Below are 21056 nucleotides of genomic sequence, written 5' to 3' on the forward strand. Positions count from 1 at the left end.
GGGGAAGCCGGGGAAGCCGGAGAGGCCGAGGTGACAGGCGAGACCGGCGAGACCGGCGGGAGACGGAAGGTGCTCGGGCTGCTCGGGCGGTCCGGGCTGCTCGGGAGATCCGGGCGGTCGCTCGGGCGGTCCGGGCCGCTCGGGCGGCGGTTGAAGGAGGTCCGGTGGCCGGCCCGGCCCGTCCTGCGGCTGCCGCGCACCCGGCGGGGCCGGCGGCGGCTGGTACAGGGGCTGATGGCCGCCTGCGTGCTGGCGCTGCTGCCCGCGACCTGGATGCGGCTGGAGGCCGGCGACCGGGTGGGCACGACGGCCGAAGCTCCGGCGCGGGAGGTCGCCGTGGTGTTCGGCGCCGGGCTGTGGAAGGGCCGGCCGACCCCGTACCTCGCGCACCGGCTGGACGCGGCGGCCGAGCTGTACCGCACCGGGAAGGTGAAGGTCGTCCTGGTCACCGGGGACAACAGCCGGGTGGAGTACGACGAGCCGGACGCGATGCGCACGTATCTCACCGGGCGCGGGGTGCCCGACGAGCGGATCGTGAGCGACTACGCCGGATTCGACTCCTGGGACTCCTGCGTCCGGGCCAAGAAGATCTTCGGCGTCGACCGGGCGGTGCTGGTGAGCCAGGACTTCCACATCCACCGGGCGGTCACGCTGTGCCGGTCCGCCGGGATCGACGCGTACGGCGTCGGGGTCGACGAGCCACGCGACTCCGTCTGGTACTACGGCGGCGTCCGGGAGCTGGCGGCCTCGGGCAAGGCGGCCCTGGACGCCCTGTTCCGGCCCGACCCGCGCTTCCTGGGGCCGGAGGAGCCGGGCGTGACGGAGGCGCTGGCCGACACCCCCTAGGAACCTCCCGGCGTACGGCCGGTGGTCCACCGGCCCCCGGGGATGAGGACGCCGCCCGTCCGCAGCGAGCGGGTGACGGCGGCCGCGGCGAGATAGACCCAGGCCCGCACGGACTCGCCCGCCCCGTCGCCTGCGTCCGCCTCACCCGCCTCGCCCGCCTCGCCCGCCTCGCCCGGCAGCTCGACCTCGCGGGCGACCCGTTCGTACAGGTTGCGCGGGTGGCCCGGGCCGAGGAACTCCTCCAGGTGGTCCAGCAGCCCGAGCAGCTCCCCGTACACCCCGGGCGCGGCGACGAGGAGGGTGCCGTGGACGCGGCCGTGGCCCTCGATCGCGTACGGGTAGCCGGGGCCGTCGTAGAGGAGGGCCCGGGGCAGTACGGCCGGCCGCTCCCCCGCCGTACGGCCCCGGAGGAACAGGTCGTGGTTGGGTTCGCCCGGCAGCAGCGTCCCGTACACGAAGAACGGCAGCTCGGCGGCGACGGGTCCGCCGGGGGCGGTCGTGGTCATGGCCGCCGTCACAGGGCTGCCGGGGGCGCCGTCTCCGCCGTCACCCAGCCGAGGTAGCGGGCGCTGCCGCGGACCACCGGCAGGGCGATGATCTCCGGGGTGTCGTAGTCGTGCTCCTGCTGGAGGTGCTCCTCCAGTTCGCCGTAGCGCTCCGCCGTCGTCTTGAAGAACACCTGCCACTCCTCGGTCGTCTCGATGGCGTTCTGCCACCGGTAGACGGAGGTGACGGGGGCGGAGATCTGCGCGCAGGCCGCCAGCCTGGCCTCCACCGCCGACCGGGCCAGGGCCTGGGCCTTGTCCTCGTTGTCGGTCGTGGTCAGTACGGTCAGCCATGCCGGCGGCGCTGTCATCGTCGGTCTCCTCGGAATGCGGAATGCGGAATACGGACTACGGCGGGCTTCCCGCCCGTGGGCCTTCGATGTGATTGTCGGCCCCCATGCCGTCAGGCGCCGTACGGACGGAGATTCCGGGCGTCGCGCAGCGCCGTGCCCCACCACACCAGCTGGTCCAGCAGCGTCTTGGCCGCCGCGTCGGCGGGCTCCGGGTCCAGGTGGCGCCCCTCGTCGTCGAAGAGGACTCCGGCGTTGTGGAAGGACACGGTGTCGCGGACGGTGACGGTGTGCAGCTCGGCGAAGACCTGCCGGAGCTGTTCGACGGCCCGCAGCCCGCCGGAGATGCCGCCGTAGCTGACGAAGGCGACGGGCTTGGCCTGCCATTCGGCGCTGTGCCAGTCGATGAGGGACTTCAGCGGCGCGGGGAACGAGTGGTTGTACTCGGGGGTGACGACGACGAAGGCGTCGGCCGCCGCGAGCCGTTCGGAGACCGCGGCGAGCCGTGCCGCCTCCTCCGGGCCGGGGCTGAAGGTGATGGCGGTGGGGAGGTCCGCCTCGGCGACGTCGATCAGTTCGGTCGCGACGCCGGGGTGTCCGGCCGCGCGGGCCAGGAACCAGTCGGCGACGACGGGGCCGAAGCGGCCGTCGCGGTTGCTGCCGAGGATGACCGCCACCTTGAGCGGGCCGGGCTCGGCGGAGGAGGCCGTGGATGACGCGGAAGAGGTGGATGCGGCTGTGGTGTCCATGGCGTCGATCCTTCAGCCTCAACCGCGGTTGAGGTCAAGCCCGCCCGTACGGCACGCCTACCGTGGCCGCATGACGACGCACCCGCCCACGCCCCACATCGAGTTCGACGGCCGCCCGGCCACCGAGGAGACCCTGCGGATCCCCGCGCTGTACGGCTACGGCCACTTCACCGCCCTCCAGGTGCGGGACGGGAGGACGCGCGGGCTCGCGCTGCACCTCGCCCGGCTGGACGCCGCCAACCGGGAGCTGTTCGCACTGCCGCTCGACGGCGACCGGGTGCGGGAGCTGATCCGGCACGCCCTGGACGGCGCGGGGCGGCGGGACGCCTCGGTGCGGGTGAACGGCTATCTGCCGCCCGGCGCGACGCGCACGACCCTGATGGTGACGGTCCGGGAGCCCGCCGTGCCGCCGTCCGGGGCGCGGAGCCTGATGTCGGCGCCGTACGCGCGCACGGCTCCGCACATCAAGCGGCCGGGCGAGTTCGGGCAGACGTACTACGGGATGCTGGCCGGGCGGGCGGGGTTCGACGAGGCGCTGCTGACCGCGCCGGGCGGGGTGGTGACCGAGGGGGCGGTCACCAACATCGGTTTCTGGGACGGTACCTCAGTGGTGTGGCCCGGCGCCCCGGCGCTCACCGGCATCACGATGACGCTGCTGGAGCAGGAGCTGGCCCGGGCCGGGCGGCCGTCGGTGCGCCGCCCGGTGACGCTGGAGGGTCCGGACGGGGTGGGCCGCTACCGCTCCGCCTTCGTCTGCAACTCGCAGGGCATCGCGCCGGTGCGGCGGATCGACGACGTCGGCTTCACGGTCGACGAGGAGCTGATGAAGGACCTGGGCGCGGTGTACGCCGGCGCTCCGGAGGACGTCGTCTGAGCCGCCCGCCCGGGAAGGGCGGGGCCGGCGGGTTCGGCCGTGCCGGACCATGGGGGCATGCGGATCCATATCGAGGCCTCAGCCCTTCCCGGTCGCAGCTGCGGCCCGGACAGCGACTTCCCCGGGTACGAGAACATCCACGTCGGCGTCCAGCGCAAGGACCGGCCGGGTGAACTGCTCGGCCTGCACCCCGGGGACGCCCCCTCCGCCTCGTGGGTGCTCGACTGCACGGCCACCGCGACGGCGGACGGGATCGAGGTGTCGGGGCCGTACGTCCAGAACCGGCTGGGCGGGCGGTTCGTCTATCTGTCCTGGGGCACGGTGGACGACGCCGGGGTCTTCACCATGTTCCGGCGCGCCAAACTGATGTTCGGCGACATCGACCCGGAGATCCTCGAAGCCGCCGCGCGCTCCGGGCGGCTCACCGGGCGGCTCGGGCTCACCGACACCAAGGGGCAGCCGCTGTGCGCCCGGGTACGTCCGCCGCGGATCGTCTGGAGCGCCGCCGAGGAGGGGTGAGCGGGCCGGGTCCGGATCCGACACCGCCCCCACCGGTCCCGGGGGGGGAGGGCCGGTGGGGGCGGGTGCCGTGGGGGGCGGTGATCCGTCCCGTGGGGGGTGTCTTCCGTGTGCCCGGGGCCCACGAGGTCATTCATGTGACCTGCGTCACACTCGCCATGGACCTCTCACCCGATCGGCACCCGGGGCGGCAGCACGGACCGAACGGCCCAGTCGCACCGCCGCGACCTGCGGTGATCCATTCCGGCAAGGGTGCCGCGCCGGTCCGTACGGGTGAAAGCTGACCTGGCGTCAGAAGGCGTGGCGGGCCCGGTCCCCGTTGGCTCGGGTCAGGACACACCCGCTCGCGCCGTCTGCCCGGAGGATCCCCATGCGCAGTCCTGCCCGCCTCGTGACCGGCACCGTCGGTGCCGCGTTCACCGTCATCGCGTTCGGTCTCACCGCCGCCGCTCCGTCCGCGTACGCGGGTGACTTCGGCCGTCTGGAGATCACCCCGGCGACCGCGGTGCCCGGCGCCACCGTCACCGTGAACACCACCGCCTGCGGCAAGAAGGGCTCCGGCATCGGCGACGCGAACGAGCTGGACGCCGGGGACTTCGAGATGCGCCCCGGCACCCACAAGGAGGTCGTGGTCGGCCAGTTCACCGTGCCGCACGACACCCGGCCCGGCACCTACGAGATCATCGTCTCCTGCGACAACGGCAAGGACGCGGTCGGCGATCTCAAGGTGATCGGCGGCGGCAAGCACGAGAAGCCCATCCACGACCGCCCGTCCGGCCATGTGCGGACCGGGGTCGGCGGCAGCGTCGAACCGAACTCCACGCAGGTCGCCCTCGGCGTCGGCGTGATCGGTCTGGCGGCCGTCGGCGGGCTGTGGCTGCTGCGCCGCCGCTCCGAGGGCGCCGAAGGAAGCTGAACCACCGCTTCCCCTCTGACCGGGCGGGGCGCGTCCCCGAGCGCGCCCCGCCCGTACCGGACCACCGACCGAGGACGACGCCGTGTCCCCCAACGCGCAGAAGGCCAAGGGCTGGCTGGTGGGCATCGCCGTGCTGTGCGGCATCTGGCTCATCCAGAACGGGCCCGGCGGCCAGCTGATCCCGCCGCAGCCCTCCAGCGCCCAGGCCTTCGCCGCCGGGCCCCAGCTCCAGCCCGGCTCTCCGGTCGCCGAGCCGCTGGACCGCTCCGAGCCGGTCCGCATCCGCATCCCGAGCATCGAGGTGGACGCGCCGATGACCCGGCTGGGGCTGGCCGCCGACGGCAGCCTCGACGTACCGCCGGACGAGGACCGCAACCTCGCGGGCTGGTACGCGGACGGCGTGCCGCCCGGCGCGCGGGGCACCGCGATCGTCGCGGGGCACGTGGACAACGCGGACGGCCCGTCCGTCTTCTACGCCCTGGGGGCCCTGACCAAGGGGACCACCGTCGAGGTGGTCCGCGAGGACGGGCGCACGGCCGTGTTCTCGATCGACGCCATCGAGGTCTACGACAACGACGACTTCCCCGACCAGCGCGTCTACGGCGACTCGCCGCACGCCTCGCTCCGGCTGATCACCTGCGGCGGCGGCTTCTCCAAGGAGACCGGCTACCAGGGCAACGTGGTGGCGTACGCGCACCTCACGAACGTGCGCTGACCACCTCGCCCGAAAGCGCTACGCGTTCCACTGGTCGAAGCCCAGCTTCGCCACCAGCGAGAACACCACCGTCAGCAGCACCGCCCGGACGAAGCCGCTCCCCCGGCTCAGCGCCATCCGGGCCCCGATCATCCCGCCCGCCAGGTTGAAGACCGCCATCACGGCCGCGAGCTGCCACAGCACCGTGCCCTGGTACGCGAACATCGCCAGCGCCCCCGCGTTGGTGCACACGTTGACGATCTTCGCGGTGGCCGACGCGGTCACCAGGTCCAGATGGAGCACGGCGGTCAGGGCCAGCACCAGGAAGGTGCCGGTGCCCGGCCCGAACAGCCCGTCGTAGAAGCCGATACCGCCGCCGACCAGCACGATCGCGGTGATGATCCGGGCCCGGGTGACCGGCCGGTCCGTGCCGTCGCCCGCCGCCGCCGTGCCGAAGGACGGGCGCAGCATCACGAAGGCCGCGACCCCCAGCAGCACGACCATGATCACCGGGCGGAGCAGCTCGCTGCTGATCCCGGCGGCGAAGAACGCCCCGGTCATCGACCCGGCGAGCGCCATCAGCCCGACCCGCACCGCAAGCCCCACCCGTACCGGAGCCTTGCGCAGGAAGGTGACGGCCGCGCCCGAGGTGCCCACGATCGCGACGGCCTTGTTGGTGCCGAGGACATGGGCGGCCGGGACGTGCGGGAGGCCGAGGAGCAGTGCGGGCAGGAGCAGCAGGCCGCCGCCGCCCACCACCGCGTCGATCCAGCCCGCGGCGGCCGCGGCGAGGCAGAGAAGGATCAGGGTCGTCACTGTTATGTCAGGCACGAACCGACATTAGACGCCTGTCGCCCCTGCCTCCTCACCCGGTCCCTCACAGGGCCCCCGCCCGGCCGCTGAGCGCAAGGTTCCGCCCGGGAAACAGGCGGGATGCGGCCGGGTAACACCGCCCGCCCAGGCTCGGGGCATGAGGACAACCGACGGAGGCCACTGAGATGCCGGAGCCCACCTTCGAGCCGCGCACCACCGCCGCCGCCTCGAACAGCACCCCGAACGCCCTGGCGCACGGCGCCGTTCCGACGATCGTGGTCGTCGGGCACGGCATGGTCGGCCAGCGGTTCCTGGAGGCCCTCGCCGACCGCGGGCTGACCCCGGCGGCCGGCGGCGCCCGGGTCGTGGTGCTCTGCGAGGAGCCCCGGCCCGCCTACGACCGGGTGCGGCTCACCTCGTACTTCGACGGGCGCAGCCCCGAGGACCTCTCGCTGGTGGAGCCGGACTTCATGGACCGGCACGGCATCGAGCTGTACGTCGGCGACCCGGCCGAGAGCGTCGACCGTACGGCCCGGACCGTGACCGCGCGGTCCGGGGCGGTGTTCGCGTACGACACGCTGGTGCTGGCGACGGGCTCGTACCCCTTCGTGCCGCCGGTGCCGGGGAAGGACGCCCGGGGCTGTTTCGTGTACCGGACGATCGAGGACCTGCTCGCGATCGAGGAGTACGCCAAGGGCGCGGTGACCGGTGCGGTGGTGGGCGGCGGGCTGCTCGGTCTGGAGGCGGCCGGGGCGCTGAAGGGGCTCGGGCTGGCCACCCACGTCGTGGAGTTCGCGCCCCGGCTGATGCCGGTCCAGGTCGACGAGGGCGGCGGCGCGGCGCTGCTCCGGACGATCGAGGACATGGGGCTCGCCGTGCACACGGGGGTCGGTACGCAGGAGGTCCTGGCGGGCGCGGACGGCGCGGTGACCGGGATGGCCCTCTCCGACGGCTCCTCGCTCGACGTCGATCTCGTCGTCTTCTCGGCGGGCGTACGGCCCCGCGATCAGCTGGCCCGGGAGTGCGGTCTGGCGGTCGGGGAGCGCGGCGGGATCGTGGTGGACGAGGAGTGCCGGACCTCCGACCCGGCGGTGTTCGCGATCGGCGAGTGCGCGCTGGCCGCCGACGGCCGGGTGTACGGGCTGGTCGCGCCGGGCTACGAGATGGCCCTGGCGGCGGCCGAGGTGATCGCGGGCGGGCGGTCCGCGTTCACCGGGGCGGATCTGTCGACGAAGCTGAAGCTGCTCGGCGTGGACGTGGCCTCGTTCGGCGACGCGCACGGGAGCGCCGAGGGCTCGCTCGACGTCGTGTACTCCGACGCCCGGGCGGGGGTCTACAAGAAGCTGGTGATGGGCCCGGACGGGATCCTGCTGGGCGGGGTGCTGGTCGGGGACGCGGAGCAGTACGGCACACTGCGGCCGATGACGGGCACGGTACTGCCGGTCGCGCCCGAGCAGCTGGTGCTGCCGGCCGGGGCGGGCGGCCCGGTGGCGCTCGGTCCCTCCGCGCTGCCGGACGAGGCGGTGATCTGCTCCTGCCACAACGTGACCAAGGGCGCGGTCTGCGAGCACACCACGCTGCCCGAGGTGAAGAAGTGCACCAAGGCCGGTACGGGCTGCGGCAGTTGCCTGAAGGTGATCGGGCAGCTGATGCCGCCGCCCGAGGACGCGGGGCTGTGCGGCTGCTTCCCGTACAGCCGCAGCGAGCTGTACGAGATCGTCCGCACCCTGGAGGTCACCTCCTTCGCCGCCCTGCTCGACTCGCACGGCCGTGAGGGGGCGCGCGGCGGTGACGGCTGCGAGGTCTGCAAGCCGACGGTCGGCTCGGTCATCGCCTCGCTGGCGCCCACGGTCGGCGCGAGCGGCTATGTGCTGGACGGCGAGCAGGCGGCGCTCCAGGACACCAACGACCATTTCCTCGCGAACCTCCAGCGCAACGGGTCGTACTCGATCGTGCCGCGTATCCCGGGCGGCGAGATCACCCCGGAGAAGCTCATCGTCATCGGCGAGGTGGCCCGTGACTTCGGCCTCTACACGAAGATCACCGGTGGTCAGCGCATCGATCTCTTCGGCGCCCGGGTCGACCAGCTGCCGCTGATCTGGACCCGGCTGGTGGACGCGGGCTTCGAGTCCGGGCACGCGTACGGGAAGTCGCTGCGCACGGTGAAGTCCTGTGTGGGGCAGACCTGGTGCCGCTACGGCGTGCAGGACTCGGTGCGGATGGCGATCGATCTGGAGCTCCGCTACCGGGGTCTGCGTTCCCCGCACAAGCTGAAGTCGGCGGTCTCCGGCTGTGCCCGCGAGTGCGCGGAGGCCCGGGGCAAGGACTTCGGGATCATCGCCACCGCCCAGGGCTGGAATCTGTACGTCGGCGGCAACGGCGGGGCCACCCCGCGCCACGCCGATCTGCTGGCCCAGGACCTCTCGGACGCCGAACTGGTGCGGCTGATCGACCGGTTCCTGATGTTCTACATCCGTACCGCCGACCGTCTGGAGCGCACCTCCGCGTGGCTGGAGCGGATCGACGGCGGCCTGGACCACGTCCGGGACGTGGTCGTCCACGACTCGCTGGGGCTCTGCGAGGAGCTGGAGCGGCTGATGGCCGACCATGTCGCGGGCTATCGCGACGAGTGGGCGGAGACCATCGGCGACCCGGAGCGGCTGCGCCGTTTCGTCACCTTCGTCAACGCGCCCGACGCCCCCGACCCCTCGGTGAGGTTCGTTCCGGAGAGGGATCAGATCAAGCCAGATCTGGAGCTGCTCGCCGGTCCGGTGCTCGCCGTCCGCACGCTCGAAGGGACCGCATCCTGATGGCCATGGCAACGATCACGACAGCGCGGGGCACCGGTTCCGTCCGGCTCGCCCACGGAGAGGACTGGCTGACGGTCTGCGAGCGGGAGCTGCTGATCCCCGGGCGGGGGGTGGCGGTGCTGCTGCCGGACGGGGACCAGGCGGCCGTCTTCATGGACCGGGCCGGCCGGGTGTACGCGATCGGCAACCGGGACCCGTTCACCGGGGCGTACGTCCTGTCGCGCGGGCTGCTCGGCTCGGCGGGCGGGCGGCCGTTCGTGGCCTCGCCGCTGCTGAAGCAGCGTTTCGACCTGGCGACGGGCGCGTGCCTGGACGACGAGGACGCGGCGGTGCCGGTGTTCGCCGTACGGGCGGACTGACCCGGGCCCTCCGGGGGCGGCGGATGGCCTGCGCAGGCCATCCGCCGTCCGTTCATCTGTGCTTGACGCTCCGTCAACTCCGCACTCCTACAGTCCTCACGCGCGACCCGCCGGCCCGTCCGGAGCGGCGGGCCACACTCATGCGTGGAGTGATCGTGGAACGTCGGACCTTCTTGCGCACCGCGGTGATCGGCAGCTCGACGGCGGCCTTCGGCGGCACGCTGTGGCGGGGCGCCGCCTTCGCCGACCCGGCCCAGCCGGCCCCCGGCCCGTACGGCGCCCTCCAGGCGGCCAACAGCGACGGCATCCAGCTGCCGAACGGCTTCACCAGCCGGGTGATCGCCCGCTCCGGGCAGACCGTGCCCGGCACCTCCTACCGCTGGCACAGCGCCCCCGACGGCGGCGCGACGTACGCCGACGGCTCGGGCTGGATCTACGTCTCCAACGCCGAGGTGTCCCCGAGCAGCGGGGGCGGGGCGAGCGCGGTGAAGTTCACCTCGTCGGGGACGGTGACCTCCGCGTACCGGATCCTGGGCGACACGAACAACAACTGCGCGGGCGGCGCCACCCCGTGGAAGACCTGGCTGTCCTGCGAGGAGGTCAGCCGGGGCTATGTGTACGAGACCGACCCGTGGGGGGTGAACGCCGCGGTGCGGCGTCCGGCGATGGGCCGCTTCAAGCACGAGGCCGCCGCCGCCGACCCGGACCACGGCTACGTCTATCTCACCGAGGACGAGAGCGACGGCCGCTTCTACCGCTTCCGGCCCACGACCTGGGGCAATCTGTCGAGCGGCACGCTTCAGGTGCTGGTGGCGGGCACGGCCACCTCCGGCCCGGTGAGCTGGGCCAACGTGCCGGACCCGGCCGCCTCCTCCACCCAGACCCGGCACCAGGTGTCCGGGGCGAAGGTGTTCAACGGCGGTGAGGGCTGCTTCTACGCGGCGGGCACCTGCTGGTTCACCACCAAGGGCGACAACCGGGTGTGGGCGTACGACGCGACCACCTCGTCGATCTCGCTCGCCTACGACGACTCGCTGGTGACGGGCGGCTCCGCCCCGCTGACCGGGGTGGACAACGTCACCCGGTCCGGATCCGGCGACCTCTACATCGCCGAGGACGGCGGGAACATGGAGATCTGCCTGATCACGCCGGACGACACGGTGGCCCCGTTCCTGCGGATCACCGGGCAGTCCGGTTCGGAGATCACCGGGCCCGCGTTCTCGCCGGACGGCACCCGGCTCTACTTCTCCTCGCAGCGCGGGACGAGCGGAAGCTCCTCCGGCGGCATCACGTACGAGGTGAAGGGGCCGTTCCGCAGCTGACGCGGACGCCCGCGTGCGCCGGGGCTCCCCCGTGCCCCCGGCGCACGCGGTCGCGGGTCGGGCCGCTCAGGCCTGGCCCTCGACGGCGGCCGGGTCCATCCACATGACCTCCCAGATGTGGTGGTCGGGGTCCTGGAACGAGCGGCCGTACATGAAGCCCATGTCCTGCGTCTCGCCCGCCGGGAACCCGCCGGAGGCCAGCGCCGCGTCGGCGATCTCGTCGACCTTCTCGCGGCTGTCGGCGCTGAGCGCGAGGATGACCTCGGTCGCCCGCGAGGCGTCGACGACGTCCTTCTTGGTGAAGTCCTTGAAGCGCTCCTCCGTCATCAGCATGGCGAAGATCGTGTCGCTGATGACCAGACACGCGGTCTTGTCGTCGGAGAACTGCGGGTTGGTCGTGAAGCCGAGCTTGCCGAAGAAGCCCACGGTGGTCTCCAGGTCCTTCACCGGCAGGTTCACGAAGATCATCTGAGCCATGGTCGTTCCTCTTCCTCTGTCCCGTGGCGCCCGCGGTGGTCCGTCCGGCGCTTTCGATGGTTAGACGGCGGGGCCGCGCGGAACTCATCGCCGATCGGCGGACGGATTTTTCCGACGGGCCGGGAGCGCCGCTCAGGGCAGGGCGAGCGGGGCGCCGCCGCGCAGCAGGGAGCCGCCGAGCGGGGTCAGGGTGTGCAGGACCGAGCTGCCGTGGCGCAGGGTCAGGACCAGGCCCGCCTCGCGCAGCACGGAGGCGTGCTGGCTCGCGGAGGCCAGCGACACCCCGGCGCGGCGGGCGAGTTCGCTGGTGGTGCAGCCGCTGCCGATGGAGGAGAGGACGGCCGAGCGGGTGTGTCCGACGAGCCGGCCGAGCCAGGGGCCCGGCTCGGCGAAGACCGGGGCGCCGGGGTTGGTGACCGGGTAGACGAGGACCGGCGGGAGCGAGGGGTCGCGGTAGACGACCGGGGTGCCCCGGCAGAAGAAGGACGGCTGGAGCAGCAGTCCGCGCCCGTCCAGATGCAGATCGCGGTCGACCGGGTAGTCCGCCTCCAGCACGGGGGAGCGCCACCGGATCATCGGCGGCAGGGTGCCCAGCAGTCCGTCGGCGCCGCCGTCCAGGAGGGCCCGGCCGCGCACGGCGCGGTCCGCCTCGATGCTGGCCCTGATGTGCGGCCAGTAGGGCTCGACGGCCGCGTGGTGGTAGCTGCGGAGGGCCCCTATGAGCCGGGAGAGCGGCTCGGCGCGGCCCTCCATGAGCGCGGCGGGCAGCGCCGCGCTCGTTCTTCCGGCACCGGCGGCCCGCTGACCGACCGACCGGTCTGCTCGCCGCCGTACACGTCCGGCGGCGAGCAGCTCCAGCTCCGCGTGGACGCGGTCGGCGGGGGTGTCGCGCAGGGCCTCCATTCCGGCTTCGAGCCCGAAAGGCTCGGCGCCCTCCTGAGAGGGCGTCAGGAAATCCGGGAAATAGCCGCGGGGCGGAACGACCGCCGCCAGCAGCTGTGCTTCACCATTCAACCGCGCCCGGGATTCCGTACGCCATTTCCCGAACACCGTCGAAGCGCGCCGGTCCCTGATCCGGTGAAAACTGAGAATGGTTTCCCACAGTGCGTCCGGCCTCGTGGCCATCCGCACCCGCGAAAGGTCCAGCCTGGACACATGGATACGCAGCACTACTCCCCCACCTGTTGCATTCTGTTGCATCCGCAATTGCCCCCACCGAAGGGTATGCGGACCGTCACAGGAGGTCACCACGGGGTTTCGGCCAGAAGTGAAAGGTGTCGCCCCGTTCCGCTTCACCGAAGAGGCTGTACGGCGTCGGGTACGCATCCGGTGCCCACCGGATGAGCACGTGAAGGCCGTGGGGGGCTTTGTGTGTTCGGCGGCGGTGGGCGACGGTGCGGCTCCGTACCCGACGGGGGTAAGCCGGGTGCGGTCCATGGGTGGGGATCCATGGACCGCACCCCGGTCCCCCGGCCGTCACCCGAATTTCTTTGCGCATTAAACGAAGCAATGTGCTCTGCGCCACATTCCTCGCGCGGTTTTCGGTGCGCACTCCTGACGGCTTCCCCGTACCGCCGGTCATTTTCGCGCACGCCGCTCCCGTACCGCCGGTCACTTCCCGGCACATCCGGTCTCTTACCACCGGTCACTTCCGGTCGGCGCCTGGGCCGTCACACGTCAGGACAGGGCGAAGCGGCGGCACCCCCGCACAGGGTGCCGCCGCTTCTCGGCGGGGCCTTCGCGGCCCTGGTCGGTGGGCAGGGCTGTTCGTGCAGCCCTGCCCAGGAGATCCGGGGTGTTCGTGCACCCCGGACCGGTGAGTCCGGGTCAGCGGCTGTCACTGCCCCGGGACTCGGCTGCGGCCCGGCCGGCCTCAAGGCGGGCGACCGGGATGCGGAAGGGTGAGCAGGACACGTAGTCCAGGCCCACCTCGTGGAAGAAGTGCACCGACTCGGGGTCACCGCCGTGCTCGCCGCAGACACCGAGCTTGAGGTCCGGGCGGGTGGCCCGGCCGGCCTCGACGGCGCTGCGGACCAGCGCGCCGACGCCGTCCTTGTCGATCGTCTCGAACGGGGAGACCCCGAAGATGCCCTTCTCCAGGTACGCGGTGAAGAACGAGGCCTCCACGTCGTCGCGGGAGAAGCCCCACACCGTCTGGGTCAGGTCGTTGGTGCCGAAGGAGAAGAACTGCGCGGCCTCGGCGATCTGGGCCGCCGTCAGCGCGGCGCGCGGCAGCTCGATCATGGTGCCGATGGTCAGCTTGAGGTCGGTGCCGGTGGCCTTCTGGACCTCGGCGATGACGCGGTCGGCCTCCTCGCGGACGATCTCCAGCTCCTGGACCGTGCCGACCAGCGGAATCATGATCTCGGCGCGCGGGTCGCCCTTGGCGTTCTTGCGGTGGGCGGCGGCCTCGGCGATGGCGCGGACCTGCATGGCGAACAGGCCCGGAATGACGAGCCCGAGGCGCACACCGCGCAGACCCAGCATGGGGTTCTGCTCGTGCAGCTTGTGCACCGCCTGGAGGAGGCGCAGGTCGTTCTCGTTGGCGTCCTTGCGGGACTCGGCGAGCGCGACGCGCACCGACAGCTCGGTGATGTCGGGCAGGAACTCGTGCAGCGGCGGGTCGAGCAGCCGCACGGTGACGGGCAGTCCGTCCATCGACTCGAACAGCTCGATGAAGTCGGCCTTCTGGAGCGGGAGCAGCGCGGCCAGCGCGCTCTCGCGCTCGTCGTCGGTGTCCGCCAGGATCAGCTTCTCGACCATCTCGCGGCGCTCGCCGAGGAACATGTGCTCGGTGCGGCACAGGCCGATGCCCTGGGCGCCGAAGCGACGGGCGCGCAGCGCGTCCTCGGCGTTGTCGGCGTTGGCCCGCACCCGCAGCCGGCGCACCCGGTCCGCGTACGCCATGATCCGGTGCACGGCGGCGACCAGCTCGTCGGCGTCGTCGGCCCCGGCGTGCATCCGGCCCTCGAAGTACTCGACGACCGGGGACGGTACGACGGGTACCTCGCCGAGGTAGACCTTGCCGGTGGAGCCGTCGATGGAGACGAGGTCGCCCTCCTCGATCACCGTGCCGCCGACCGTCATCCGGCGGCGCTTGGTGTCGACCTCCAGGTCCTCGGCGCCGCAGACACAGGTCTTGCCCATGCCGCGCGCCACGACCGCCGCGTGCGAGGTCTTGCCGCCGCGCGAGGTCAGGATGCCCTCGGCGGCGATCATGCCTTCGAGGTCGTCGGGGTTGGTCTCGCGGCGGATCAGGATGACCTTCTCGCCGGAGCGGGACCACTTGATCGCGGTGTACGAGTCGAAGACGGCCTTGCCGACGGCGGCGCCGGGCGAGGCGGCGATGCCCCGGCCGAGCAGCTCGGTCTTCGCCTCGTCGTCGAAGCGCGGGAACATCAGCTGGGCGAGCTGGGCGCCGTTGACCCGCTGGAGGGCCTCGGCCTCGTCGATCAGGCCCTGGTCGACGAGCTGGGTGGCGATGCGGAAGGCGGCGCCGGCGGTGCGCTTGCCGACCCGGGTCTGGAGCATCCAGAGCTGGCCGCGCTCGATGGTGAACTCGATGTCGCAGAGATCCTTGTAGTGGTTCTCCAGCGTCTCCATGATCTGCATGAGCTGGTCGTACGACGTCTTGTCGATCGACTCCAGGTCGGCGAGCGGCACCGTGTTGCGGATACCGGCGACGACGTCCTCGCCCTGCGCGTTCTGGAGGTAGTCGCCGTAGACGCCCTGGTGGCCGCTGGCCGGGTCGCGGGTGAAGGCGACGCCCGTACCGGAGTCGGGGCCCAGGTTGCCGAAGACCATCGAGCAGACGTTGACGGCCGTGCCGAGGTCGCCGGGGATGCGCTCCTGGCGGCGGTAGAGCTTGGCCCGGTCGGTGTTCCACGAGTCGAAGACCGCGTTTATGGCGAGGTCCATCTGCTCGCGCGCGTCCTGCGGGAACTCGCGTCCGGCCTCGGACTCGACGATCTTCTTGAACTGCTTGACGAGCTTCTTGAGGTCGGCCGCGGCGAGGTCGGTGTCGACCGTGATCTTCTTGGCGTGCTTGGCCGCCTCCAGGGCCTCCTCGAAGAGGTCGCCGTCGACGCCCAGGACGGTCTTGCCGAACATCTGGATGAGGCGGCGGTAGGAGTCCCAGGCGAAGCGCTCGTCGCCGGACTGGGTGGCGAGACCGGCCACCGAGGCGTCGGAGAGACCGATGTTCAGGACCGTGTCCATCATGCCGGGCATGGAGAACTTCGCGCCGGAGCGGACGGAGACCAGCAGCGGGTCGTCGGCCTGGCCGAGCCGCTTGCCCATGCGCTCCTCCAGCGCCGTGAGGTGCGCACTCACCTCGTCGCGCAGCGCGGTCGGCGCGTCGCCGCTCTCCAGGTAGACCTTGCAGGCCTCGGTGGTGATCGTGAAGCCCGGAGGGACGGGCAACCCGAGGTTGGTCATCTCGGCGAGGTTGGCGCCCTTGCCGCCCAGAAGATCCTTCAGATCCTTGTTGCCCTCGGTGAAGTCGTAGACGAACTTCTGGGGATCTTTGTTTTCCGACACGGGTCTCGACTCCTCGAGGACGCGGTGGCTGCCCTGACGGCGAGGAACATACCCAGATCGAAGGTGTATGGGTACGTCCACTTGGTCGTCATGCGGCCGCAACCACCCGTCCGCCAGCAGATCGAAAGGGTCGCCCGGCCGGAGCATCTGATCTCCTGCCTTCACCTCCTGAAGGCGGCATGGCCGAAACTTGACCATATCCGCTCAGGTGAGCGGCCAGCTCACCAAGTGAGTCCACTTCTCGAAGCCATCAAGGTGGCACTGAGTGCCACGTCTTCCAGAAGTGCAGCCATGTTGATTTCGCTCATCTGAGCGCAACCCCGATCAAGGGTGGCGCGAATCACGCCGGTTTCGGACCTGGAATTTCAGGATCCGGACGCCTCAGGCAGTCACTGAGCACCCCGAGGTCGACCTCTTCCAGGCTACGGGCGAAGGTCCGCCCCCGCGCGGGCTCCACCGGCAGCAGCGAGGGCACCACCAGCACCGCGCACCCGGCGGCGTGAGCGGAGGCGGTGCCGTCCGGGGAGTCCTCGACGGCGACACAGGCCGAGGCCGGGACGCCGAACCGGGTCGCCGCCGCCCTGTACGGATCCGGATGCGGCTTGGTCCGTACGGTGTCGTCGGCCGACAGCGTGAAGGCAAAGGGCGCCGCCGCCAGCGAGCCCGCCACCACCGCGTCCACCACACTCCGGGGCGAGGCGCTGACCAGGGCGAACGGCACCCGGGCCCGCTCCAGGGCGGTGAGCAGCGCGGCGGCCCCGGGGCGCAGCGGGGCGCCCGCGTCGACCTTGCGGAAGAAGGAGCCGGTGAGCTCGGCGGCCACGCCGTCCAGCGCCTCGGCCGCCCGGCCCGTCACCGCGATCAGATGAGCGGCGGTGTCCGCGACGGCCCGGCCGACGACCTCCGGGGCGTCCGCGCCGGACAGCCGGTGGCCGAGTCCGGCGGCGACCTCGTCGGCCGTCTCCCACCACAGCACCTCGGTGTCGACGAGGGTTCCGTCCATGTCGAAAAGCACGGCGGCGGGCGCGCTCATACCGACGCCTTCCCGGTGCGCTCATCCGTTACGGGGGTGGCGGGGACGACGAGGACCGGACGCGGTACGGGCGTGACCCGGGCCCGTACGCCGGGCAGCAGGTCCGCGGCATCGCGGGAGGGCAGGTCGGCCTTGAGCGCGACGCCGCCCCTGAGGTCGAGCAGGACCCGGGTGACCGAGCCGAGGAACGACGCGGAGACGACGGTGGCCGTGCCCTCGGGGTCGGCGTCGGCGCGGATGCCCTCGGGGCGGATCAGCACGTCGACGGGGCCGCCGCCCGCCGGGGCCTCGCCGTCGACCGGCAGGGTGGCGCCCGCGACCTCGACCGATCCGGTCCCGGTCAGCCGGCCCGGCAGCCGGTTCATGGTGCCGACGAACTCCGCGACGAACGCGGTGGCGGGGCGCTCGTACAGCTCGGCCGGGGGCGCGCACTGTTCCAGGCGGCCCGCGTTGAGGACGGCGACCCGGTCGGCCATGGAGAGGGCCTCCTCCTGGTCGTGGGTGACGAAGATGGTGGTGATGCCGAGCGACAGCTGGAGGCGGCGGATCTCCTCGCGGAGCGAGAGCCGCACCTTGGCATCGAGTGCCGAGAGCGGTTCGTCCAGCAGCAGCACCCGGGGCCGCAGGGCGAGCGCGCGGGCCAGGGCCACGCGCTGCTGCTGGCCGCCGGACATCTGGTGCGGGAAGCGTCCGCCGTGGTCGGGCAGCCCGACCAGGTCGAGGAGTTCGGCGGCGGTGGCGTGCCGCTCGGCGGCGGACACCTTCCGTACCCGCAGGCCGAAGGCCACGTTGTCGCGGGCGTTCAGGTGCGGGAAGAGGCTGTAGGACTGGAAGACCATCCCGGCGTCGCGCCGGTTGGCGGGGACGCGGGTGATGTCCTCGCCGTCGACCAGCACCTCACCGGAGTCCGGCTGCTCGAAGCCGGCGAGCACCCGCAGCGCGGTGGTCTTGCCGCAGCCGGAGGGGCCGAGGAGGGCGAGCAGTTCGCCGGGTTCGGCGGTGAGGTCGAGTCCGTCGAGGGCCACGGTCGGGCCGAACGCCCGGCGCAGCGAGCGGAACTCCACCCGGGCTCCGGTGGCGGCGCGCCCGTCGGCGGCCGAGGCGGCCCGCGCCGGATCGGGGCGTCGGGCGGCGGTGGGCGGGGCGGGCAGGGCTGACATGGGTGCTACTCCTTGCCGGGTACGGGGGTGGGGACGGCGGCGGGAACGGCGGCGGACGAGCCGGTTCCGGCGCGGGAGAGGACGAGCAGCAGGGCCCAGGTGATCAGCAGGCTGAGCAGGGACACCGCGACGGACATCCGGGCCTCCGCGCCGGAGACGGAGACGATCCACACCGCGAAGGGCCGGAAGCCCAGCAGCGAGGCGACGGTGTACTCGCCGAGCACCAGCGCCAGGGTGAGGAAGGAGGCCCCGGCGAGCGAGGACCGCAGATTGGGCAGGATGACGCGGAGGATCACGTACAGCCGCCCGGCCCCGCAGTTCCGGGCCGCCTCCACCAGCGTGGGCACGTCGACCGCGCGCAGTCCGGCGTCCAGCGAGCGGTGCACGAACGGCAGCGCCAGCACGGTGTAGGCGAGGACCAGCACCACCGGGAACGACTCGTTCTGCACGGCGAGGAAGGTCTGGTAGAGCGGGGTGCGGGAGAAGTGGTCGGGCCCCCAGCGCAGCACCGTGGCGATCCCGGTGACCAGCGCGATCGGCGGTACCACCAGCGGCAGCATGCAGACGACCTCGACGACGGCGCGCAGCCGGGGCGGCCCGAGCCGGACCGCGACGAGGGCGGGCACGACGAGCAGCAGAGCCAGCGCGATGGTGGCGGCGGCGAGGGAGAGCGAGAGGAACAGGCTCTCGGTGAAGCCGTCGGCCGACAGGATCCCGCTGTACGCGGCGAAGGTGAGGCCCTGGTTCGGCACCTGGACGGTGAAGACGAACGAGGAGACCAGCGGGGCGAGGAAGTACAGCCCGGCGACGGTGAGTACGGCCCCGCGCCAGTAGCGCGGGCGGCGGCGACGGGCCGTCCGCACCGGGGCGGCGACGGAGTCCGTGGGGACGGGATCCGTGGAGAGGGGGGTCAGCGCAGCCATCGGGAACTCCGTCGCTGGAGGGGCAGGTAGACCGCCATCACCAGTCCGGCGATCACGATCATGTCGAGGCTCAGCGCCAGGGCCACGTTCTCCTGGCCGACCAGGACGTTGCCGGAGAGCGCGTCGGCGATCTTCAGGGTGACCAGCGGGACGGAGCCGCCGACCAGGGCGGCGGCCGTGGCGTGGGCGGCGAAGGCGCTGCCGAAGAGCAGGACGAAGCCGCCGAGCAGCGAGGGTGCGAGGACCGGCAGTCCGACATGGCGCCAGAACTGCCAGGTGGAGGCCCCGGTGCTGAGCGCGGCCTCGCGCCACTGCGGGCGCAGTCCGTCCAGCGCGGGGACGACGACGAGCACCATGAGCGGGACGAGGAAGTAGAGGTAGATGACGGTGAGCCCGGTGAAGGAGTAGAGGTTCCAGCCGAGCGCGTCCAGGTGCCCGATCTCGGTGACGACCCCGGAGATGCCGAGGGTCGCGACGAAGGCGAAGGCGAGCGGGATCCCGCCGAAGTTGGCGAGCACGCCGGAGGCGGTGAGGACCGCACCGCGCAGGGCGCCGCGCCGGGAGGTGACGACGGCCTGGGCGATCAGCACCCCGAGCACGGTGGCGAGCGCGGCGGTCAGCGCGGAGAGCTGGACGCTGCCGGTGAGCGAGGTGAGGTAGGGCCCCTGGAGCGAGCGCGCGAGGTGGTCGCCGGTGAACTCGGTGGTCCCGGCGACCGGGTCGGTGCGGGTGAGCGCCCCGTACAGCAGGGCCCCGGCGGGCAGTCCGAAGCAGAGCCCGGCGAAGACGAGCAGCGGGAGCGCGCCGAGCCAGGCACGGGACGGGCGGCGGCGGGCACGGCCACCGCCCTGCGCGGTGGCCGCCCCGGGTCCCGGGGCGGCGGACGGGTGCGGGACGGTCATCAGGAGACGGCCTTGTCCCAGTTCTCGGCGAGGGTGGCGTTGGCCTTGTCGAGTTCGTCGGAGGAGGGGAAGGACGGGGTGCCCTCGACCTTCGGGAGCTTGGCGACGAAGGTCTTGTCGGCGGTGCCGTCCTCGGTCATGGCGGGCAGCAGCACCGGGCGGGCGTAGCCCTTGAGCCAGAGGTTCTGGCCCTCGGCGCTGTAGAGGTACTCCATCCACAGGCGGGCGGCGGCCGGGTGCGGGGCCTCCTTGTTGATGGCCTGCGAGTAGAACTGGGCGTAGACGCCGTCGGCCGGTACGGAGACCTTCCAGTCGACGCCCTTGCCCTTGAACTGGTCGGCGTACCCGGCGTTCAGGTAGTCCCAGTCGATGCTGATCGGCGTCTCGCCCTTCTCGACGGTCGCCGGGGTGGACTCGACGGGGATGAAGTTGCCGCTCTTCTTCAGCTTCCCGAAGAAGTCGATGCCGGGCTGGATGTCGCCGAACGACCCCTTGTCGGCGAGGGCGGCCGCGTACACGCCGCCGAACGCGGAGCCGGACTTGGTCGGGTTGCCGTTGAGGGCGACCTTGCCCTTGTACTCGGGCTTCAGCAGGTCCGCGAAGGTCTCGGGGCAGGTGGTGATGCGGGCGGCGTCGCAGCCGATGGAGACGTAGCCGCCGTAGTCGTTGTACCAGCGGCCGTCCGCGTCCTTCTGGCTGTCGGGGATCTGGTCCCAGGCGGTGACCTTGTACGGGGCGAAGAGGTTCTCGGCGGCGCCGCTGCGGGCGAAGGCGATGCCGAGGTCGAGGACGTCGGGGGCGCGCTTCTGGCCCTTGCGGGACTTGACGGCGGCTATCTCGTCGGAGCTGGAGGCGTCCGGGGTCTCGCTCTTGATCTTCACCTTGTACTTCGCCTGGAAGGCCTTGATGACCTCGCCGTAGTTCGCCCAGTCCGGCGGCAGGGCGATCACGTTCAGCTCGCCCTCCTTCTCGGCGGCGGCGACCAGCTTCTCCAGCCCGCCGAAGTCGGCGACCGAGGTGGCCTCGGTGGACTTCACCCCGTTCACCCCGGTGGCGGCCTTCTCCTCGGGAGCGGCGCCGCAGGCGGTGAGCGCGGTGAGGGCGGCGGTGGAGAGGGCGAGTGCGGCAACGGCACGGCCGTTGGCGCGGATACGGGGGCGGGGTCGGGCTCTGCGCACGGTGTGTCTCCCGGGAGCGAAGTGAGGGCCACTTGTTCATACAAGCTGGCATCAGTTCGCCCGGCTCGGGTGTCCGGGGAGTTAACGTCCGATGTCCGGTGTGGCAA

At 72.1% G+C, this 21056-nt stretch carries 20 protein-coding genes; 8 read left to right on the forward strand and 12 right to left on the reverse strand.

The window, feature by feature from the left end:
• The first annotated feature begins 30 nt into the window (after window positions 1-30).
• Entirely contained in the window at window positions 31-846 is an 816-nt protein-coding gene (locus tag KV381_RS10230; RefSeq protein WP_373461009.1) for a vancomycin high temperature exclusion protein, read from the forward strand.
• Here KV381_RS10230 and KV381_RS10235 read toward each other — a convergent pair.
• From KV381_RS10235 to KV381_RS10245, 3 genes are all read right to left on the reverse strand, one after another.
• Entirely contained in the window at window positions 843-1352 is a 510-nt protein-coding gene (locus KV381_RS10235) for a gamma-glutamylcyclotransferase family protein (RefSeq protein ID WP_107057947.1), read from the reverse strand. The genes KV381_RS10230 and KV381_RS10235 overlap by 4 nt on opposite strands.
• 8 nt (window positions 1353-1360) lie before the next feature.
• Window positions 1361-1702 carry a divalent-cation tolerance protein CutA gene (gene cutA, locus KV381_RS10240; protein WP_218785092.1) on the reverse strand — a complete coding sequence of 114 codons (342 nt, stop codon included), beginning with the start codon at window positions 1700-1702 and terminating at the stop codon, window positions 1361-1363.
• Between the two features lie 92 nt (window positions 1703-1794).
• Window positions 1795-2430: an NADPH-dependent FMN reductase gene (locus tag KV381_RS10245; RefSeq protein ID WP_218785093.1), complete on the reverse strand. Its 636-nt coding sequence runs from the start codon at window positions 2428-2430 to the stop codon at window positions 1795-1797.
• Window positions 2431-2500: 70 nt separating this feature from the next.
• On the opposite strand from KV381_RS10245, the gene KV381_RS10250 reads away from it, so the two are divergent.
• The 4 genes from KV381_RS10250 to KV381_RS10265 all read left to right on the forward strand — a co-directional run bounded on the left by KV381_RS10250 (window position 2501) and on the right by KV381_RS10265 (window position 5454).
• Complete coding sequence (locus tag KV381_RS10250) at window positions 2501-3304, forward strand: aminotransferase class IV family protein (protein ID WP_218785094.1); 804 nt, start codon at window positions 2501-2503, stop codon at window positions 3302-3304.
• A 57-nt stretch (window positions 3305-3361) separates the two neighbouring features.
• Window positions 3362-3823 (forward strand): DUF5990 family protein, encoded by a 462-nt coding sequence (locus KV381_RS10255; RefSeq protein ID WP_193463922.1) that lies wholly within the window; start codon window positions 3362-3364, stop codon window positions 3821-3823.
• Between the two features lie 370 nt (window positions 3824-4193).
• Window positions 4194-4739 carry a hypothetical protein gene (locus tag KV381_RS10260; RefSeq protein ID WP_218785095.1) on the forward strand — a complete coding sequence of 182 codons (546 nt, stop codon included), beginning with the start codon at window positions 4194-4196 and terminating at the stop codon, window positions 4737-4739.
• 82 nt (window positions 4740-4821) lie between these two features.
• Window positions 4822-5454, forward strand: a complete 633-nt coding sequence (locus KV381_RS10265) for a class F sortase (protein ID WP_218785096.1) — start codon at window positions 4822-4824, stop codon at window positions 5452-5454.
• Window positions 5455-5472: 18 nt separating this feature from the next.
• Here KV381_RS10265 and KV381_RS10270 read toward each other — a convergent pair whose 3' ends face one another.
• Complete coding sequence (locus KV381_RS10270) at window positions 5473-6264, reverse strand: TSUP family transporter (protein WP_030078038.1); 792 nt, start codon at window positions 6262-6264, stop codon at window positions 5473-5475.
• A gap of 167 nt (window positions 6265-6431) precedes the next feature.
• Here KV381_RS10270 and nirB point away from each other — a divergent pair, with 167 nt between their 5' ends.
• The 3 genes from nirB to KV381_RS10285 all read left to right on the forward strand — a co-directional run bounded on the left by nirB (window position 6432) and on the right by KV381_RS10285 (window position 10737).
• The gene (gene nirB / locus KV381_RS10275; protein WP_193463924.1) at window positions 6432-9056 is read left to right on the forward strand and encodes a nitrite reductase large subunit NirB; all 2625 of its coding nucleotides are present in this window, start codon (window positions 6432-6434) and stop codon (window positions 9054-9056) included.
• Window positions 9056-9415, forward strand: a complete 360-nt coding sequence (nirD, locus tag KV381_RS10280) for a nitrite reductase small subunit NirD (protein WP_030078035.1) — start codon at window positions 9056-9058, stop codon at window positions 9413-9415. Before nirB ends, nirD begins: the two co-directional genes overlap by 1 nt.
• Window positions 9416-9570: 155 nt before the next feature.
• Entirely contained in the window at window positions 9571-10737 is a 1167-nt protein-coding gene (locus KV381_RS10285) for an alkaline phosphatase PhoX (protein ID WP_030078033.1), read from the forward strand.
• Between the two features lie 66 nt (window positions 10738-10803).
• On the opposite strand, the gene KV381_RS10290 is transcribed toward KV381_RS10285, so the two are convergent.
• The 8 genes from KV381_RS10290 to KV381_RS10325 form a co-directional block, all read right to left on the reverse strand.
• Complete coding sequence (locus KV381_RS10290) at window positions 10804-11214, reverse strand: VOC family protein (protein WP_030078031.1); 411 nt, start codon at window positions 11212-11214, stop codon at window positions 10804-10806.
• 132 nt (window positions 11215-11346) lie between these two features.
• Window positions 11347-12384 carry a helix-turn-helix transcriptional regulator gene (locus KV381_RS10295; protein WP_030078028.1) on the reverse strand — a complete coding sequence of 346 codons (1038 nt, stop codon included), beginning with the start codon at window positions 12382-12384 and terminating at the stop codon, window positions 11347-11349.
• Window positions 12385-13041: 657 nt separating this feature from the next.
• Window positions 13042-15753, reverse strand: coding sequence for a pyruvate, phosphate dikinase (ppdK, locus tag KV381_RS10300; RefSeq protein WP_086778201.1), 2712 nt, complete (start codon window positions 15751-15753; stop codon window positions 13042-13044).
• Window positions 15754-16093: 340 nt separating this feature from the next.
• Window positions 16094-16786 carry an HAD family phosphatase gene (locus tag KV381_RS10305; RefSeq protein WP_030078024.1) on the reverse strand — a complete coding sequence of 231 codons (693 nt, stop codon included), beginning with the start codon at window positions 16784-16786 and terminating at the stop codon, window positions 16094-16096.
• Window positions 16783-17946, reverse strand: a complete 1164-nt coding sequence (locus KV381_RS10310) for an ABC transporter ATP-binding protein (RefSeq protein WP_256995036.1) — start codon at window positions 17944-17946, stop codon at window positions 16783-16785. The genes KV381_RS10305 and KV381_RS10310 overlap by 4 nt, the downstream gene beginning before the upstream one ends.
• 5 nt (window positions 17947-17951) lie before the next feature.
• Window positions 17952-18869, reverse strand: a complete 918-nt coding sequence (locus KV381_RS10315) for an ABC transporter permease (protein ID WP_256995037.1) — start codon at window positions 18867-18869, stop codon at window positions 17952-17954.
• Window positions 18857-19771 carry an ABC transporter permease subunit gene (locus tag KV381_RS10320; protein ID WP_030622108.1) on the reverse strand — a complete coding sequence of 305 codons (915 nt, stop codon included), beginning with the start codon at window positions 19769-19771 and terminating at the stop codon, window positions 18857-18859. The genes KV381_RS10315 and KV381_RS10320 overlap by 13 nt, the downstream gene beginning before the upstream one ends.
• Complete coding sequence (locus tag KV381_RS10325) at window positions 19771-20949, reverse strand: ABC transporter substrate-binding protein (protein WP_030078016.1); 1179 nt, start codon at window positions 20947-20949, stop codon at window positions 19771-19773. The genes KV381_RS10320 and KV381_RS10325 overlap by 1 nt, the downstream gene beginning before the upstream one ends.
• Window positions 20950-21056 lie beyond the last annotated feature (107 nt).

It is taken from the genome of Streptomyces sp. WY228 (genome assembly GCF_019287315.1).
In the GTDB taxonomy this organism is placed as follows: Bacteria; Actinomycetota; Actinomycetes; order Streptomycetales; family Streptomycetaceae; genus Streptomyces; species Streptomyces caviscabies.

Excerpts from the sequence above, each read along its gene's own strand:
- KV381_RS10235 (WP_107057947.1), bottom strand. The coding sequence starts at position 1,352 with ATGACCACGACCGCCCCCGGCGGACCCGTCGCCGCCGAGCTGCCGTTC.
- cutA (WP_218785092.1), bottom strand. The coding sequence starts at position 1,702 with ATGACAGCGCCGCCGGCATGGCTGACCGTACTGACCACGACCGACAAC.
- KV381_RS10245 (WP_218785093.1), bottom strand. The coding sequence starts at position 2,430 with ATGGACACCACAGCCGCATCCACCTCTTCCGCGTCATCCACGGCCTCC.
- KV381_RS10250 (WP_218785094.1), top strand. The coding sequence starts at position 2,501 with ATGACGACGCACCCGCCCACGCCCCACATCGAGTTCGACGGCCGCCCG.
- KV381_RS10255 (WP_193463922.1), top strand. The coding sequence starts at position 3,362 with ATGCGGATCCATATCGAGGCCTCAGCCCTTCCCGGTCGCAGCTGCGGC.
- KV381_RS10260 (WP_218785095.1), top strand. The coding sequence starts at position 4,194 with ATGCGCAGTCCTGCCCGCCTCGTGACCGGCACCGTCGGTGCCGCGTTC.
- nirB (WP_193463924.1), top strand. The coding sequence starts at position 6,432 with ATGCCGGAGCCCACCTTCGAGCCGCGCACCACCGCCGCCGCCTCGAAC.
- nirD (WP_030078035.1), top strand. The coding sequence starts at position 9,056 with ATGGCCATGGCAACGATCACGACAGCGCGGGGCACCGGTTCCGTCCGG.
- KV381_RS10290 (WP_030078031.1), bottom strand. The coding sequence starts at position 11,214 with ATGGCTCAGATGATCTTCGTGAACCTGCCGGTGAAGGACCTGGAGACC.
- KV381_RS10305 (WP_030078024.1), bottom strand. The coding sequence starts at position 16,786 with ATGAGCGCGCCCGCCGCCGTGCTTTTCGACATGGACGGAACCCTCGTC.
- KV381_RS10310 (WP_256995036.1), bottom strand. The coding sequence starts at position 17,946 with ATGTCAGCCCTGCCCGCCCCGCCCACCGCCGCCCGACGCCCCGATCCG.
- KV381_RS10315 (WP_256995037.1), bottom strand. The coding sequence starts at position 18,869 with ATGGCTGCGCTGACCCCCCTCTCCACGGATCCCGTCCCCACGGACTCC.
- KV381_RS10320 (WP_030622108.1), bottom strand. The coding sequence starts at position 19,771 with ATGACCGTCCCGCACCCGTCCGCCGCCCCGGGACCCGGGGCGGCCACC.